Below are 14,527 nucleotides of genomic sequence, written 5' to 3' on the forward strand. Positions count from 1 at the left end.
TTCATCCCCGGGAAGTAGGACGGGCGCGTCCGCCGAAACCGGCGAGGACGAGGAGCAGCACCCAGGTCACGAGCAGGCTGAGCACGGACACGGCGACGGACAGCTGGGCCTGTGAGCCGCTGACGTTCACGATCCAGACGGCGAAGGGCTGGAAGCCGAGCAGTTGCGCCACGGTGAACTCGCCGAGCACGAGGGCCAGGGTGAGGAAGGAGGCGTTGAGCAGTGCGCCGCGCAGGTTGGGCAGGACGGCCCGGATCAGCGCCTGCGGCCAGCCGGCCCCGCAGCTGCGGGCGGCCTCGACGAGGGTGCGGACGTCGACGGAGCGCAGCCCCGCGTCCAGCGCGCGGTACACGAACGGCAGCGCCATCACGACGTACGCCAGGACGAGGACCACGGGGAAGTCGGGGTTCTGGATCGCCACGAACGTCTGGAAGAGCGGGGTGCGCGAGAAATGCTCGGGTCCCCACTTCAGCACCGTCCCGATACCGGCGACGAACGCGATCGGCGGCACCACCAGGGGCAGTGAGCACACCACCTCGACGACCGGCCGCAGCCGGGGCGAGCCAAGCCGCAGCGCCACCATGGCGGGCACCATCAGCAGCAGGACGACGGCGATGGTGGCGCCGGCCAGCTCCAGCGAGAGCAGCAGGCCGGAGCCGAAGCCGGCGGCGGAGAAGATCCGGGTGTAGGCGTCGAAGGTGACGCCCTGTCCGGGCACGTCGACGGTGAACACGACCGACGCGGCCAGCGGCACCAGGAAGTACAGTCCGGCGAGGCCGAGGACACCCCACCGCCACAGGTTCAGGCGAGCCATCGCGCGCTCCGTCGTTGCAGGGGCAGGTACACGGCCATGACCAGGCCCGCGACCAGGACCATGTCGAGGCTGAGGGCGAGCGCCACGTTCTCCTGCCCGACGAGCACGTTGCCGGAGATGGCGTCGGCGATCTGGAGGGTGACCAGCGGGATGGAGCTGCCCACCATGGCGGCGGCGGTGGCGTACGCGGCGAAGGCGCTGCCGAAGAGGAGCACGAGGCCGCCGAGCAGCGAGGGCAGCAGGACGGGCAGGGCGACATGCCGCCAGTACTGCGCGGGGGTCGCCCCGTTGTTCTGGGCCGCCTCGCGCCACTGGGAGCGCAGGCCCTCCAGGGCGGGGGTGATGGTGAGCACCATCAGCGGGATCAGGAAGTACAGGTAGACGATCACCAGTCCCCAGAAGCTGTACAGGTCCCAGCCCTGCTGCGTGAGGCCGAAGTGCCGGGTCAGCACACCGGCGTTGCCGAGTGTGGCGACGAAGGCGAACGCCAGCGGGACACCGCCGAAGTTGGCCAGCACCCCGGAGGCGGTGAGCACCGCCTCGCGCAGCGCGCGGAAGCGGGAGGTCACGACGGCCTGCGCCAGCGGCAGCCCGAGCAGCGCCGCCAGCCCCGCCGACACGGCGGACAGCTTCACGCTGCCGAGCAGGGCCGTCAGATACGCGCCCCGCAGCGAGGCCGTCAGGTTGTCGGTCGTGTACGAAGTGGCGCCGGTGGCCGGGTCCTTGGCGGTGAACGCGCCGTCGAGCATGGCAAGGGCGGGCAGCCCGAAGGCGAGCGCGGTGAAGGCGAGCAGCGGGACGACGGCGAGCCAGCCGAGGGCACGGCGCCGCCGCTTCACCGGAGCGGCGGTCGCCATGTCGACCCGTACGGCGGTGGAGGTCATCCGGAGACGGCCTTGGCCCAGCCCTGCCCGAGGACCGTCTTGGCCTTGCTCTGCTGGTCCTCGGTCGGGAAGGCGGGCGTCCCGGACACCTCGGGCAGCTTGGCCGCGGCCGTCGTGTCGAGGGTGCCGGCCTTCTCCATGGCGGTCATCAGGGCCGGACGGGCGTACCCCTTGAGCCACAGGTTCTGGCCCTCGGTGCTGTAGAGGTACTCCTGCCACAGGCGGGCCGTCGCCGGGTGCGGCGCGTCCTTGTTGATCGCCTGGGAGTAGTACTGGGAGAACTGGCCGTCGCCGGGCACCGACACCTTCCAGTCGACGCCCTTGGATTTGAACTCGTCGGCGTATCCGGCGTTGAGGTAGTCCCAGTCGATGCTGATGGGCGTCTCGCCCTTCTCGACGGTGGCCGGGGTCGACTCGACGGGCGTGTAGTTGCCGTTCTTCTTCAGCTTGGCGAAGAAGTCGAGGCCGGGCTGGATGTCGTCGAAGGAGCCGCCGCTCGCGAGGGAGGCCGCGTAGACACCGCCGAAGGCGGAGCCGGACTTGGTGGGGTTGCCGTTGAGGGCGACCTGGCCCTTGTACTGCGGCTTGAGCAGGTCCGCGAAGGTGGTCGGACAGGTCTTGACGCGCTTGGCGTCGCAGCCGATGGAGATGTAGCCGCCGTAGTCGTTGTACCAGCGGGCCTGCGCGTCCTTCTGGCCCGCGGGTAGGTCGGCGAACGAGGCGACCTCGTACGGAGCGAGCAGCCCCTGCTGGGCGGCGCTCAGCGCGAAGGAGCTGCCGAGGTCGAGGACGTCGGGCGCGCGGTCCTGACCCTTGCGCGAGGTGACCGCGTTGATCTCGTCCTGGCTGGAGCCGTCGGGGTTCTCGACCGCGACCTTGATGCCGTACTTCTTCTGGAAACCGTCGATGAGGGCGCCGTAGTTGGCCCAGTCGCGGGGCAGCGCGATGGCGTTCAGCGTGCCCTCCTTCTTCGCCGCCTTCACCAGGGCGTCGAGTCCGCCGAAGTCGGCGGCCGAGGTGGCGGTGGCGGCGCTCTTGCCGTCGGCGGAGGTGGAGGTGGTCTCGGGGGCGGCGCCACAGGCGCTCAGGGCGAGTGCGGCGAGGGCGGCGAGAGCACCACCACGGACGGCTGTTCTCGGCAGGGGCACGGTCACGGCTTCTCCAGGGGACGCGCGAGAATGCAGGAGATGAGGCGAACTTGTCTGAACAAGTTGGCCTCAGTACGCACGCCGCTGGTGTCCCCTTCGTAAACACTGGCGAAACCCTGAGCCCTGATTTCACGCACAGTTGCGGCTGCCGCCGAGCAGCGCCACGGGTCGACTACGCTGGTCAAGCTGTGTACAGCAGTCGACGCAGAGGGGAAGCATGGCCGCGCGACACGAGGAGATCGCCGACGAGCTGCGCCGGGCCATCGGCCGCGAGGAGTACGCGGTCGGCGCGCGGCTGCCCGCCGAGACCGACCTCGCCGCCCATTACGGCGTCTCGCGCGGCACGGTCCGCCAGGCCGTGGCGGCGCTGACCGCCGAGGGGCTCATCGGCTCCCGTCAGGGCGCCCGCCGGGTGGTCCTCGCCAGCCGCCGCAGCCAGAGCTTCGCCGAGCTGCGCAGCTTCGCCCAGTGGGCGCGCGCGATGGGCCGCCGGGCGACCGGCAGGGTGGTCGCACAGGAGTACCGCCCGGCCACCGCCGAGGACGCCGTACACCTCCAACTACGCGACGGGACACCCGTGTTGCACGTCCTGCGAGTGCGCGGTCTGGACGGCGAGCCGGTGCTCCTGGAGCGGACCGTGTACGCCGACTGGATTTCCCCGGCCGTCGAGTCGATCGAGCCGGACTGCCCCTCGGTGACCCAGCGCCTCCTCGACGACACCGGCCTGGTCTTCGCCTACGGCGAGCATGTCATCGACGCGGTGGCGGCGGGCGCCCAGGACGCCGAACTGCTCGGCGTCCGCCGTACGAGCCCCCTGCTGCGCGTCCGCCGGGTCACGACGACCCGCGAGGGCCGGCCGGTGGAGTGGTCGGACGACCGCTACCGCTCGGACGCGGTCAGCTTCAGCGTGCACAACTCGATAGGGAACAACGCGCTGGCCCGCAAGCCGGCCGAGTAGGCCGGCGGGCCGAGCAGGCCGGCGGGCCGAGCAGGCCGACGGCACGCTCGGGCCGACCTCAACCGGGTCGGCACAGGCACAGGCACAGGCACCCGGACAAGCACCGAACCGGCGGCGGGCCGGTCCTGTCCGGGCCTAGCCAACCGGCGGCGCGCTCAGGCCGACCTCAACCGGGTCGGCACAGGCACCCGGACCAGCACGGGCCCGGCACAGGCCCTCAGTCGGCACCGGCCGACAGCCGACACAGGCCCGCGGTCGGCCGGGGCCGGAGATCGACACAAACCCGCGGGCTGTACCGGCCGGCAATCGGCGCAGGCCGGTGCTCGGCACAAGCCCGCGGACCGCACCGGCCGGCTCGGGACCGCTCAGGTCGGTGAGCCCGCGGAGAAGCGGCGCAGCAGCGGCGACAGCACCAGCACGGACTTCGTCCGTTCCACGAACGGCTCCCCCGCGATGCGCTCCAGCACGCGCTCGAAGTGGCGCATGTCGGCGGCGAAGACCTGGGCGACGGCGTCCGCCTCCCCCGTGACGGTGGACGCGGCCACGACCTCCTGGTAGCGCTCCAGGCCCCGCTGGATGGTCTCCGGGGAGGTGTTGCGCCGGCAGTAGATCTCGACGAACCCCTCGGTCTCCCAGCCGAGGGCCGCCGGGTCGACCCGTACGGTGAAGCCGGTGATGGCCCCGGTGGCCCGCAGCCGGTCCACGCGCCGTTTCACGGCGGGCGCGGACAGGCCGACCAGTTGCCCGATGTCCGCGAAGGAGCGGCGGGCGTCCTCGGCGAGGGCGTGCACGATGCGTTCGTCGAGATCGTTCAGCACAGTGGGTTGATCACTTCTCAGATGGCGCGGGCGCTGCGAGTCGGGAGCGGCGATGGCCGTAAAGGAAGTAGAACACGAGCCCCACCGCCATCCAGACACCGAAGACCACCCAGGTGACGGCCGAAAGGCTGCCCATCATCCAGACGCAGAACGCGAGACCCAGGGCCGGCAGCACCGGCGAGAGCGGCACCCGGAAGGTCCGGGGCATCTCCGGACGGGTCCGGCGCAGCACCACGACCGCGATGTTGACCAGCCCGAACGCGAACAGGGTGCCGATGCTGGTGGCGTCCGCCAGCTGGCCCAACGGGATCGCGGCGGCCAGCACACCGCAGAACAGCGACACGATCACCGTGTTCGCGCGGGGCGTGCCGGTCTTCGGGTGGACGCGGGAGAACACCTTGGGCACCAGGCCGTCCCGGGACATCGCGAAGAGGATGCGGGTCTGGCCGTACAGCACGGTCAGGACGACGCTCGCGATGGCGATGACCGCGCAGAAGGCGAGGAGGGTGCCCCAGAAGGACTGGCCGGTCACGTCACGCATGATCTGCGCGAGCGCGGCCTCGGAGTCGCCGAACCGCCGCCAGGGCTTGGCGCCCACGGCGACGGCCGCGACCAGGACGTACAGCGCCGTCACGATGACGAGGGACAGCATGATCGCGCGGGGCAGGTCGCGCTGCGCGTTCTTCGCCTCCTCACCGGCGGTGGAGGCGGCGTCGAAACCGATGTACGAGAAGAACAGCGTCGCCCCGGCCGCGCTGACGCCCGCCATGCCCAGCGGCATGAAGTGCTCGTAGTTGCCGGAGCGGAAACCCTGGACGCCGATGGCGCAGAACAGCACCAGCGCGGCGATCTTCACGGCCACCATGACGGTGTTGGCGCGCGCCGACTCGCGGGCGCCGCCGAGCAGGAAGGCCATGGCGAGCAGGACGACGACGAGGGCGGGCAGGTTGAAGATGCCGCCATCCCCGGGGGGCGCCGACAGCGCGTCGGGGATGGTCACGCCGATCGTCCCGTCGAGCAGCTCGTTGAGGTACTCGCCCCAGCCGACGGCCACGGCGGCGACCGACACGCCGTACTCCAGGACCAGACACCAGCCGCAGATCCAGGCGACCAGTTCGCCCATCGTCGCGTACGCGTACGAGTACGAGGAGCCGGCGACCGGGATGGTGCCCGCCAGCTCGGCATAGGACAGTGCCGAGAAGAGCGCCGTGAGTCCGGCGATCACGAAGGAGAGCGTGACGGCGGGACCGGCCTTGGGCACCGCCTCGCCGAGGACGACGAAGATGCCGGTGCCGAGGGTGGCGCCGATGCTGATCATCGTGAGCTGCCACAGCCCGAGGGAGCGCCTGAGGGACCCGCCCTCGCCCTGGCCGCCCTCGGCGACCAGGTGTTCCACGGGCTTGCGCCGCATGAGCCGCCCGACGGCCCCCGGGGACGCGGGGCCGGTCCGACTGCGCTGTTGCGGGGGTGCGCCTTGATCGAGCACGCGCTGACTCCTTCGTCGCTGCCTCTCGGCGCGACGGGGACCTGTGGCGCACCTGCGCGAGCAGGAACCCACCGAGCGGGGTCCCCGCCACGCTACGTACAGCGCACGACCCTATGAGCAGGGCCGTAGCGCTTGTAATGCTGCAACCTTGCGCACCCGCGCAAGATCGTTGCGTTCATGGAACGAGGGTGCACATTCGTTGCAGGCCGGCTGAACGCGCCCCGACAGGGGCGCGAGGAACTGCGCGGCCGGACCCGCACCCGACATACGGCCCAACCGGCGGAGCTACACGCGGAGCGCCTCGCGGAGCTACCAGCTGGCGTGCAGCGGCTTGCCCTCCGCGTACCCGGCCGCGCTCTGGATGCCCACGACGGCCTTCTCGGCGAACTCCTCCAGGGAGCCCGCGCCCGCGTAGGTGCAGGAGGAGCGGACGCCCGCGATGACCGAGTCGATCAGATCCTCGACGCCCGGCCGGGCCGGGTCGAGGAACATCCGGGAGGTGGAGATGCCCTCCTCGAACAGCGCCTTGCGGGCACGGTCGTACGCCGACTCGTCGGAGGTGCGGTTGGCGACGGCACGCGCGGACGCCATGCCGAAGGACTCCTTGTACAGACGGCCGCCCGCGTCCTGCTGGAGGTCGCCCGGGGACTCGTAGGTACCCGCGAACCACGACCCGATCATCACGTTGGACGCACCGGCGGCCAGCGCCATGGCGACGTCACGGGGGTGCCGGACACCGCCGTCGGCCCACACGTGCTTGCCGTACTTCCTCGCCTCGGCCGCGCACTCCAGGACCGCCGAGAACTGCGGCCGTCCGACGCCGGTCATCATGCGGGTGGTGCACATGGCGCCCGGTCCGACACCGACCTTGATGATGTCGGCGCCCGCGTCGATCAGGTCCTTGACGCCCTCGGCCGAGACGATGTTGCCGGCGACGATCGGCACCCGCGGGTCGAGCGCGCGCACGGTCCGGATCGCGCCGATCATCGACTCCTGGTGGCCGTGCGCGGTGTCGATGACGAGCGTGTCCACACCCGCGTCGAGCAGCTGCTTGGCCTTGCCTGCGACATCGCCGTTGATGCCGACGGCCGCGGCGACGCGCAGCTTGCCCTGCGCGTCGACGGCCGGCGTGTACAGGGTGGCGCGCAGAGCGCCCTTGCGGGTGAGGATGCCGGCGAGCTTGCCGTCCCGGTCGACGGCGGGGGCGTAGCGCCGGTTGGCCGCGTCGAGGGTGTTGAAGGCCTCGCGCGGGTCGATGCCGGCGTCCAGGAGCAGCAGGTCCCGGGACATGACGACCTCGAGCTGGGTGAAGCGGTCGACCCCGCTGAGGTCCGCGTCGGTGACGACACCGACCGGACGGAACTCCTCGTCGACGACGACACCCGCGTTGTGCGCGCGCTTGGGCAGCAGGGCCAGGGCGTCGGCGACCGTCTGGTGCGGGGCCAGCACGATGGGGGTGTCCAGCACCAGGTGGCGGCTCTTGACCCAGCTGATGACGTCGGTGACGACGTCGATCGGAATGTCCTGGGGGATCACCACCAGCCCACCGCGCCGGGCCATGGTCTCGGCCATCCGGCGACCGGCGACGGCGGTCATGTTGGCGACGACCAGCGGGATCGTGGTGCCCGTGCCGTCCGGAGCGTTGAGGTCCACGCTCTGCCGCGACCCGACCGCGCTGCGGCTCGGCACCATGAAGACGTCGTCGTAGGTGAGGTCGTAGGCGGGCTGGATGTCGTTGAGGAAACGCACGTGCTGCACATCCCAGTCGATCAGAGGTGACCCCCGGACAGGTCAGCCAGGGGGAGAAGCACGTACTTCATTCTCCCACGAAGGCCGTGATGCGATGCCCGGACAGAACGTCCAAGCAGCTCACGGTGGCCTTAGGAGGATCCTCCGAGGGCGAGCACCACGGACAGCGCCGGCGCCTGGGCCACCGCCTGTGCGAACACGTCCTGCGCGATCTCCCACTCCTGCGGCCGTGCCCGGGCGTACGGCCGCCAGTTGCGTACGACGATCCGGAGTCCGCCGTCCCCGGGCGGGGCGGGGAGGTCGGTGAGGCTGTCGGCGAGGGCGTCCCAGTTGCGTCCGAAATAGCCGGGCAGGCCGAGGGCGTCGGCGCAGCGGTCCATCAGGGCGGCCTTGTCGGTCACCCCGTCCAGATCCAGCGTGACCACGAACTGCGTCATCTCAGCACCGCCCGGAACGAGTCGTAGTGATCATCGGTGTAGTAGACCTCGTCGCCCCGCCCGGTGACGACGCGCCGGGCCCCGCGGTCGCGCGAGCCCGGCGTCTCGACGGTGTACTCGTGGTAGTACCCCCGCTCGTGCGCGGGCAGCAGCCTCTCGAAGTTCCCGAAGACGGCGCCGTCCCTGGCGTACGGGAACGGGCCGCCGTCGTCGATGAGCCGGAGCGTCCGCCGCGCCTCGGCGGGCAGCCGGGACTCCCGGACCGTGGCCGAGCCGTCGGCCCAGGACGGCGTGGCGGCCTGCGCGGCCGGGGCGGAGGCCTGCGGGCCCGGTCCCCCGGACGCGCAGCCCGTGAGCAGGGCGAGCGGGAGGAGCAGGCACACAAGCACGCGGGGGACGAACCGCAGCAGCATGCGAGCGATGCTGTCACGGTCGTCCCCTCGGGACCTGCTGTCCGGGCCGGTCAGATCCCGTCCGGGTCCACCCGGCCGAGGGCGGGCTTCGGTGCCTGCCCCGCCGTCATCAGGTAGTCGGCCGCCGAGGTGTCCGTCACCAGGCTGGTGACGAGCCCGGACCGCAGCACCGCGTCGATCGCGGCCGCCTTGCGCTGACCGCCCGCTATCGCGACGACCTCGGGGATCCGGCGCAGCTGGTCGGCCTTGACCGTGATGCACCGCTCGCCCAGGTCACGTCCGACCCGGCGGCCCTCGGCGTCGAAGAGGTGCGCGGACATCTCCGCGGCGACGCCGAGCGAGGCGTAATGAGCCCGCTCCTCGTCGCTGAGCATGTCGTGCACCGTCGAGATGCCCGGCTCCCAGGAGCCGATGGAGACACAGGCGACCGTGACCTTGTCGAAGTACTCGAAGGCCCGGGCGATCCCGGTCTGGTGACGCAGCGCGGTCGCGGTGGCCGCGTCCGGCAGCAGCATCGGCGCGTAGATGGGGTGCGCGTCGCCGCCGGACACCTGGGCGGCGCGGCGGACGGCCTCGACCGAGCCGCGCTCCGCGGTCCCGGCGTCGTACACACCCGTCAGCTGCACGACCGTGCACGGAGGCAGCCGGTCCAGCGCCGCCGCCATGTGAATGGTGGACCGGCCCCAGGCCAGCCCCAGTACGTCCCCCTCGTCGACCAGTTCGCCGAGCAGGTCGGCGGCCACTTCCCCCAGGTTCTCGGGGTCCGTGGTCTCCTCGGCCTCGGCCGGGGACTCGACCACGACGGCGTGCCTGAGACCGTAACGGGCGCGAAGCGCGTCGGAGCGCTCCGCGTCCAGTTCGGCCGGCACGCGGATCTCGATCCGTACGAGATCCCGTTCGAGGGCGGTCTCCAGGACCCGGGCCACTTTGAAGCGGCTGACGCCGAACTCCTCCGCGATCTGGATCTTGGATTTGCCTTCGAGGTAGAAGCGGCGGGCCATGGCCGCCGCCTGCACCAGCTCAGCGGGTCCCATCCGCATGGCTGACCGGCCCGCCGACATACCCGACACGGCGTTCTCCTCACTGCTGTTCACACTCTGGATACGCCGTTCATCCTCGCAGATCCGGCGCGGTTGATCAGCTCTGATGAGAGCCGTTCACATTCCTGTCGGTAAGTGGTTGGTTCAGTGTTCACAACCCCAACTGGCTCCGACGGTCGCCGCCTCCGCCTGAGCCCGCAGGCCACGGACCGCCTTCGCCGGGTCGTCCGCCCCGTATACGGCCGAGCCTGCCACGAACACGTCCGCGCCCGCCTCGGCGCATCGCTCGATCGTGGAGGCCGAGACCCCGCCGTCGATCTGGAGCCACAGATCGAGGCCGTGCTTGCTGATCAACTCGCGGGTGCGGCGGATCTTGGGCAGCATGATGTCGAGAAAGGCCTGACCCCCGAAGCCGGGCTCGACGGTCATGATCAGCAGCATGTCGAGCTCGGGCAGCAGGTCCTCGTACGGCTCGATGGGCGTGGCGGGCCTGAGTGCCATGGAGGCACGGGCGCCCTTCGCCCGGATCTCGCGGGCGAGCCGCACGGGCGCGGCGGCGGCCTCGACGTGGAAGGTGACGGACGAGGCACCCGCCTCGACGTACTGCGGGGCCCAGCGATCGGGGGCCTCGATCATCAGATGGCAGTCCAGCGGAGTGTCCGTCGCACGGGCCAGTGACTCTACGACCGGCACACCGAGCGTGAGGTTCGGGACGAAATGGTTGTCCATGACGTCGACGTGGAGCCAGTCGGCTCCGGCGACCGCCTGCGCCTCGTCCGCGAGGCGGGAGAAGTCGGCGGACAGGATGCTGGGGTTGATCTGCACGGCCATGCCCCAAGCCTGCCATGCCCTCAGGGGCTTGCGGGCATCGGTCCGGCACGGCGACGGTGGTGCGCACGCCCCACACGGCCCCGGAGGCGGTCATGACGCAGGAGCCTGCGCGGACTCCGCAGTCCACGAAGACGGTGCGGACCGCCCGGCCCCCGGAGCGGGGCATCGCGCATCTGGTCTGCGGGCGGCGGGCCAAGTGGCTGGTGCTGGCGCTGTGGGTGGTGCTGCTGTTCCTGACGGCGCCCTTCGCCTCGAAGCTCACCGATGCCCAGGACAACGACGCGGCCTCCTGGCTGCCGGGGTCGGCCGAGTCCACCCAGGTCCTGGGGCTCTCGGAGGACTTCAGGCCCGAGCAGATCCCCGCGGTCGTCGTCTACGCCCGCGACGGGGGCCTGACGGCACAGGACCGGGCCCGGATCACCGAGGACGCGGCGCAGCTCCGGCAGCTCACCGCCCATGGCATCCGCGGCGCCGAGACCCGCGGCCCGGTCTACGACCGCCCGGCCGGCCCCCGGGCCGCCCAGATCTACGTTCCGATCACCATGGACGAGAAGGGCTGGGAGCGCATCGCCCCGGCCGTCGACTCGATCCGTGACATCGTCGGCGACGACGGCGCCGGCATGGCCGTGCACGTCACCGGACCCGGCGGCACCTCCGCGGACTTCTCCGAGGCCTTCGAGGGCATCGACTCGACCCTGCTGCTGGCGGCGACGGGGGTGGTCGTCGTCATGCTCCTGATCACCTACCGCAGTCCCACCCTCCTCGTCGTCCCGGTGCTCGCCGTGGTCGCCGCCCTGTTCACCGCGCAGGCCCTGATCTACTTCCTGGCCCAGCACGCGGGCCTGACGGTGAACGGACAGAGCGCCGGCATCCTCACGGTGCTCGTGTTCGGCGCGGGCACGGACTACGCCCTGCTGCTGGTGGCCCGCTACCGGGAGGAGCTGCGCCGCCACGAGGACCGGCACGAGGCCATGGCCCTGGCGCTGCACCGGGCGGGCCCCGCGGTCCTGGCCTCCGGCGCCACGGTCGTCCTGAGCATGTTGATGCTGCTGGCCGCCGAGATGAACTCCACCCGTGGGCTCGGCCCGGTCGCGGCCATCGGCGTGGCGGTGGCGCTGCTCGCGATGATGACCCTCTTCCCCGCCCTGCTGGTGATCTGCGGCCGCTGGATCTTCTGGCCGGCGATCCCGCACTTCGGCTCCTCCGACCCGACCGAGCGCGGTGTCTGGGCCCGCACGGGCCGCGACATCGCCCGCCGCCCCCGCCTGGTCTGGGCCGTGACGGCGCTGGTCCTGGCGGTCTGCTCGCTCGGCCTGATCCAGTTGCGCGCCGAGGGCATCTCCAACGCTGACGCGTTCACCGGGAAACCGGACTCGATCACGGGCCAGGAGGTGTCGGAGAAGTACTTCCCGGCGGGCAGCGGTGACCCGCTGGTCGTCATCAGCGACGAGGCCCGGGCCGGGCAGGTGAAGCTCGCGGTCGCGGGGACGGAGGGGGTCGTGCCGACGTCCATCGGCCTGCCCCCGGCCACCGAGCCGGTCCACGACGGCAAGGTGCTGTTCGAGGCCACCATGACCGCCCCGGCCGACAGCGAGGCCGCGAAGCAGACCGTGGAGCGGGTCCGGGACGCGGTGCACGAGGTGCCCGACGCCGACGCGCAGGTGGGCGGCGGCACGGCGGCGCTGCTCGACATGGACGAGGCCACCACCCATGACAATTTGCTGATCATCCCGCTGGTCCTGGCCGTGGTCCTGCTCATCCTGTGCGCGCTCCTGCGCGCTCTGATCGCCCCGCTGCTGCTGGTGGGGACCGTGATCCTGTCCTTCACCGCGGCCCTGGGCCTCAGCGCGCTGGCGTTCCGCCACCTCTTCGACTACGCGGGCGAGTCGACCGACTTCCCGCTCTTCGTCTTCGTCTTCCTGGTGGCCCTGGGCATCGACTACAACATCTTCCTGACCACCCGCATCCGCGAGGAGGCCACCCACCAGGGCACCCGCCGGGGCGTGGTGACAGGCCTGGCGGCGACCGGCGCGGTGATCACCTCGGCGGGCCTGGTCCTGGCCGGCACCTTCGCGGCCCTGGCCACCCTTCCCATGGTCGCCTTCGCGGAGATCGGCTTCGCGGTGGCCCTGGGCGTCCTCCTGGACACCTTCATCGTGCGGTCGGTGCTCGTCACCTCACTGTTCCTGGACATCGGACCGAAGATCTGGTGGCCGCACCGACGGGCCGTGGAGACACACGCTCCCCCGCCGAAGGAGCTCGCCCAGCCGGCCGAGAGCGGGGAGACCTGACAGCCCTTTGCATGACCATGCGAGTTCATGCATAATCTTCCTATGTCCAAGGTCCTCACCTCCCTTCCCGCCGGCGAGCGCGTCGGCATCGCCTTCTCCGGCGGGCTCGACACCTCCGTCGCGGTCGCGTGGATGCGCGACAAGGGTGCCGTCCCGTGCACCTACACCGCCGACATCGGCCAGTACGACGAGCCCGACATCGCCTCGGTGCCCGGCCGCGCGAAGGCCTACGGCGCCGAGATCGCGCGCCTGGTCGACTGCCGCGCCGCACTGGTCGAGGAGGGCCTGGCCGCGCTCACCTGCGGGGCGTTCCACATCCGCTCGGGCGGGCGGGCCTACTTCAACACCACGCCCCTCGGCCGTGCCGTCACCGGCACCCTCCTGGTCCGGGCGATGCTCGAGGACAACGTCCAGATCTGGGGCGACGGCTCGACCTTCAAGGGCAACGACATCGAGCGGTTCTACCGGTACGGCCTGCTGGCCAACCCGCACCTGCGGATCTACAAGCCCTGGCTGGACGCGGACTTCGTGACCGAGCTCGGCGGGCGCAAGGAAATGTCGGAGTGGCTCGTCGCCCACGACCTGCCCTACCGGGACAGCACGGAGAAGGCGTACTCCACCGACGCCAACATCTGGGGCGCCACCCACGAGGCCAAGACCCTGGAGCACCTGGACACCGGCGTCGAGACAGTCGAGCCCATCATGGGCGTGCGGTTCTGGGACCCGACGGTCGAGATCGCCACCGAGGACGTGACGATCGGCTTCGACCAGGGCCGCCCGGTGACGGTCAACGGCAAGGAGTTCGCCTCCCCCGTCGATCTGGTGATGGAGGCCAACGCCATCGGCGGCCGCCATGGCCTGGGCATGTCGGACCAGATCGAGAACCGCATCATCGAGGCCAAGAGCCGCGGCATCTACGAGGCGCCCGGCATGGCCCTGCTGCACGCCGCCTACGAGCGGCTGGTCAACGCCATCCACAACGAGGACACCGTCGCCCAGTACCACAACGAGGGACGGCGTCTGGGCCGGCTGATGTACGAGGGCCGCTGGCTGGACCCGCAGGCGCTGATGATCCGGGAGTCGCTCCAGCGCTGGGTCGGCGCCGCCGTCACCGGCGAGGTGACCCTGCGGCTGCGGCGCGGTGAGGACTACTCGATCCTGAACACCGCGGGGCCGGCCTTCAGCTACCACCCGGACAAGCTGTCCATGGAGCGCACCGAGGACTCCGCGTTCGGCCCGGTGGACCGGATCGGCCAGCTCACCATGCGCAACCTCGACATCGCCGACTCGCGCGCCAAGCTGGAGCAGTACGTCGGGCTCGGTCTGATCGGCACCGGCAGCCCCGCCATCGGCGCCTCCCAGGCGGCCGCGACCGGCCTGATCGGCACCATGCCGGAAATGCCGGAGGGCGGCGCCGAGGCCATCGCCTCCCGCGGCGAGGTCTCCGACGACGACCAGCTGCTGGACCGCGCCGCGATGGAGTTCGGCACGGACTGACCCCGGCGGGGGCAACCGCCGCCCACGACGAGGGCCGGGGGGCCCCCCCCCGGGGGGGGGCGGGCCGGGGGGGGGGGGGCCGGGGGCCCCCCCCCCGCGGGGGGGGGGGGGTGTTGTGGCGCCCCGGACAAGGGCTAGGGGCGGTGCGCGAGCGGGCACAG

13 protein-coding genes are annotated in these 14,527 nt (G+C 71.4%); 3 read left to right on the forward strand and 10 right to left on the reverse strand.

The genetic code is table 11. The features are described 5' to 3' along the window. Position 1: 1 nt before the first annotated feature. Genes ACIPFH_RS30050 through ACIPFH_RS30060 form a run of 3 tightly spaced genes read right to left on the reverse strand, consistent with a single transcriptional unit; the run spans position 2 to position 2,852 of the window. A complete protein-coding gene (locus tag ACIPFH_RS30050; protein WP_401831284.1) occupies positions 2 to 814 on the reverse strand; it encodes an ABC transporter permease in 813 nt (270 codons plus the stop codon). Continuing rightward, a complete protein-coding gene (locus ACIPFH_RS30055) occupies positions 802 to 1,698 on the reverse strand; it encodes an ABC transporter permease (protein WP_401831286.1) in 897 nt (298 codons plus the stop codon). The genes ACIPFH_RS30050 and ACIPFH_RS30055 overlap by 13 nt, the downstream gene beginning before the upstream one ends. Then, the gene (locus tag ACIPFH_RS30060) at positions 1,695 to 2,852 is read right to left on the reverse strand and encodes an ABC transporter substrate-binding protein (RefSeq protein WP_401831289.1); all 1,158 of its coding nucleotides are present in this window, start codon (positions 2,850 to 2,852) and stop codon (positions 1,695 to 1,697) included. Before ACIPFH_RS30060 ends, ACIPFH_RS30055 begins: the two co-directional genes overlap by 4 nt. Before the next feature lie 211 nt (positions 2,853 to 3,063). Between ACIPFH_RS30060 and ACIPFH_RS30065 the strand changes: the two genes are divergently transcribed. Beyond that, entirely contained in the window at positions 3,064 to 3,804 is a 741-nt protein-coding gene (locus ACIPFH_RS30065; protein WP_401831292.1) for a GntR family transcriptional regulator, read from the forward strand. A 365-nt stretch (positions 3,805 to 4,169) separates the two neighbouring features. Here ACIPFH_RS30065 and ACIPFH_RS30070 read toward each other — a convergent pair whose 3' ends face one another. From ACIPFH_RS30070 to rpe, 7 genes are all read right to left on the reverse strand, one after another. Then, a complete protein-coding gene (locus ACIPFH_RS30070; protein WP_020128883.1) occupies positions 4,170 to 4,622 on the reverse strand; it encodes an Lrp/AsnC family transcriptional regulator in 453 nt (150 codons plus the stop codon). A 10-nt stretch (positions 4,623 to 4,632) separates the two neighbouring features. Further along, positions 4,633 to 6,108 carry an amino acid permease gene (locus ACIPFH_RS30075; protein WP_401831295.1) on the reverse strand — a complete coding sequence of 492 codons (1,476 nt, stop codon included), beginning with the start codon at positions 6,106 to 6,108 and terminating at the stop codon, positions 4,633 to 4,635. Between the two features lie 309 nt (positions 6,109 to 6,417). Then, the gene (locus ACIPFH_RS30080; RefSeq protein WP_401831901.1) at positions 6,418 to 7,857 is read right to left on the reverse strand and encodes a GuaB1 family IMP dehydrogenase-related protein; all 1,440 of its coding nucleotides are present in this window, start codon (positions 7,855 to 7,857) and stop codon (positions 6,418 to 6,420) included. 131 nt (positions 7,858 to 7,988) lie between these two features. Continuing rightward, positions 7,989 to 8,294, reverse strand: a complete 306-nt coding sequence (locus ACIPFH_RS30085; RefSeq protein WP_356251848.1) for a barstar family protein — start codon at positions 8,292 to 8,294, stop codon at positions 7,989 to 7,991. Continuing rightward, entirely contained in the window at positions 8,291 to 8,707 is a 417-nt protein-coding gene (locus ACIPFH_RS30090; RefSeq protein ID WP_401831298.1) for a ribonuclease domain-containing protein, read from the reverse strand. Before ACIPFH_RS30090 ends, ACIPFH_RS30085 begins: the two co-directional genes overlap by 4 nt. 50 nt (positions 8,708 to 8,757) lie before the next feature. After that, the gene (locus tag ACIPFH_RS30095) at positions 8,758 to 9,801 is read right to left on the reverse strand and encodes a sugar-binding transcriptional regulator (RefSeq protein WP_401831299.1); all 1,044 of its coding nucleotides are present in this window, start codon (positions 9,799 to 9,801) and stop codon (positions 8,758 to 8,760) included. Between the two features lie 90 nt (positions 9,802 to 9,891). Beyond that, positions 9,892 to 10,578 (reverse strand): ribulose-phosphate 3-epimerase, encoded by a 687-nt coding sequence (gene rpe / locus ACIPFH_RS30100; RefSeq protein WP_356251839.1) that lies wholly within the window; start codon positions 10,576 to 10,578, stop codon positions 9,892 to 9,894. Between the two features lie 92 nt (positions 10,579 to 10,670). Between rpe and ACIPFH_RS30105 the strand changes: the two genes are divergently transcribed. Together ACIPFH_RS30105 and argG are read left to right on the forward strand one after the other, a co-directional pair. Continuing rightward, positions 10,671 to 12,869 carry an MMPL family transporter gene (locus ACIPFH_RS30105; protein ID WP_401831301.1) on the forward strand — a complete coding sequence of 733 codons (2,199 nt, stop codon included), beginning with the start codon at positions 10,671 to 10,673 and terminating at the stop codon, positions 12,867 to 12,869. 42 nt (positions 12,870 to 12,911) lie between these two features. Continuing rightward, the gene (gene argG / locus ACIPFH_RS30110; RefSeq protein WP_401831304.1) at positions 12,912 to 14,366 is read left to right on the forward strand and encodes an argininosuccinate synthase; all 1,455 of its coding nucleotides are present in this window, start codon (positions 12,912 to 12,914) and stop codon (positions 14,364 to 14,366) included. The last annotated feature ends 161 nt before the right edge of the window (positions 14,367 to 14,527 follow it).

Source organism: Streptomyces sp. NPDC088157, assembly GCF_044741545.1.
Classification (GTDB): Bacteria; Actinomycetota; Actinomycetes; order Streptomycetales; family Streptomycetaceae; genus Streptomyces.

Bases quoted from the DNA above. Each gene is read 5' to 3' on its own strand.
- ACIPFH_RS30050 (WP_401831284.1), bottom strand. From the start codon at position 814: ATGGCTCGCCTGAACCTGTGGCGGTGGGGTGTCCTCGGCCTCGCCGGA.
- ACIPFH_RS30055 (WP_401831286.1), bottom strand. From the start codon at position 1,698: ATGACCTCCACCGCCGTACGGGTCGACATGGCGACCGCCGCTCCGGTG.
- ACIPFH_RS30065 (WP_401831292.1), top strand. From the start codon at position 3,064: ATGGCCGCGCGACACGAGGAGATCGCCGACGAGCTGCGCCGGGCCATC.
- ACIPFH_RS30085 (WP_356251848.1), bottom strand. From the start codon at position 8,294: ATGACGCAGTTCGTGGTCACGCTGGATCTGGACGGGGTGACCGACAAG.
- ACIPFH_RS30090 (WP_401831298.1), bottom strand. From the start codon at position 8,707: ATGCTGCTGCGGTTCGTCCCCCGCGTGCTTGTGTGCCTGCTCCTCCCG.
- rpe (WP_356251839.1), bottom strand. From the start codon at position 10,578: ATGGCCGTGCAGATCAACCCCAGCATCCTGTCCGCCGACTTCTCCCGC.
- ACIPFH_RS30105 (WP_401831301.1), top strand. From the start codon at position 10,671: ATGACGCAGGAGCCTGCGCGGACTCCGCAGTCCACGAAGACGGTGCGG.
- argG (WP_401831304.1), top strand. From the start codon at position 12,912: ATGTCCAAGGTCCTCACCTCCCTTCCCGCCGGCGAGCGCGTCGGCATC.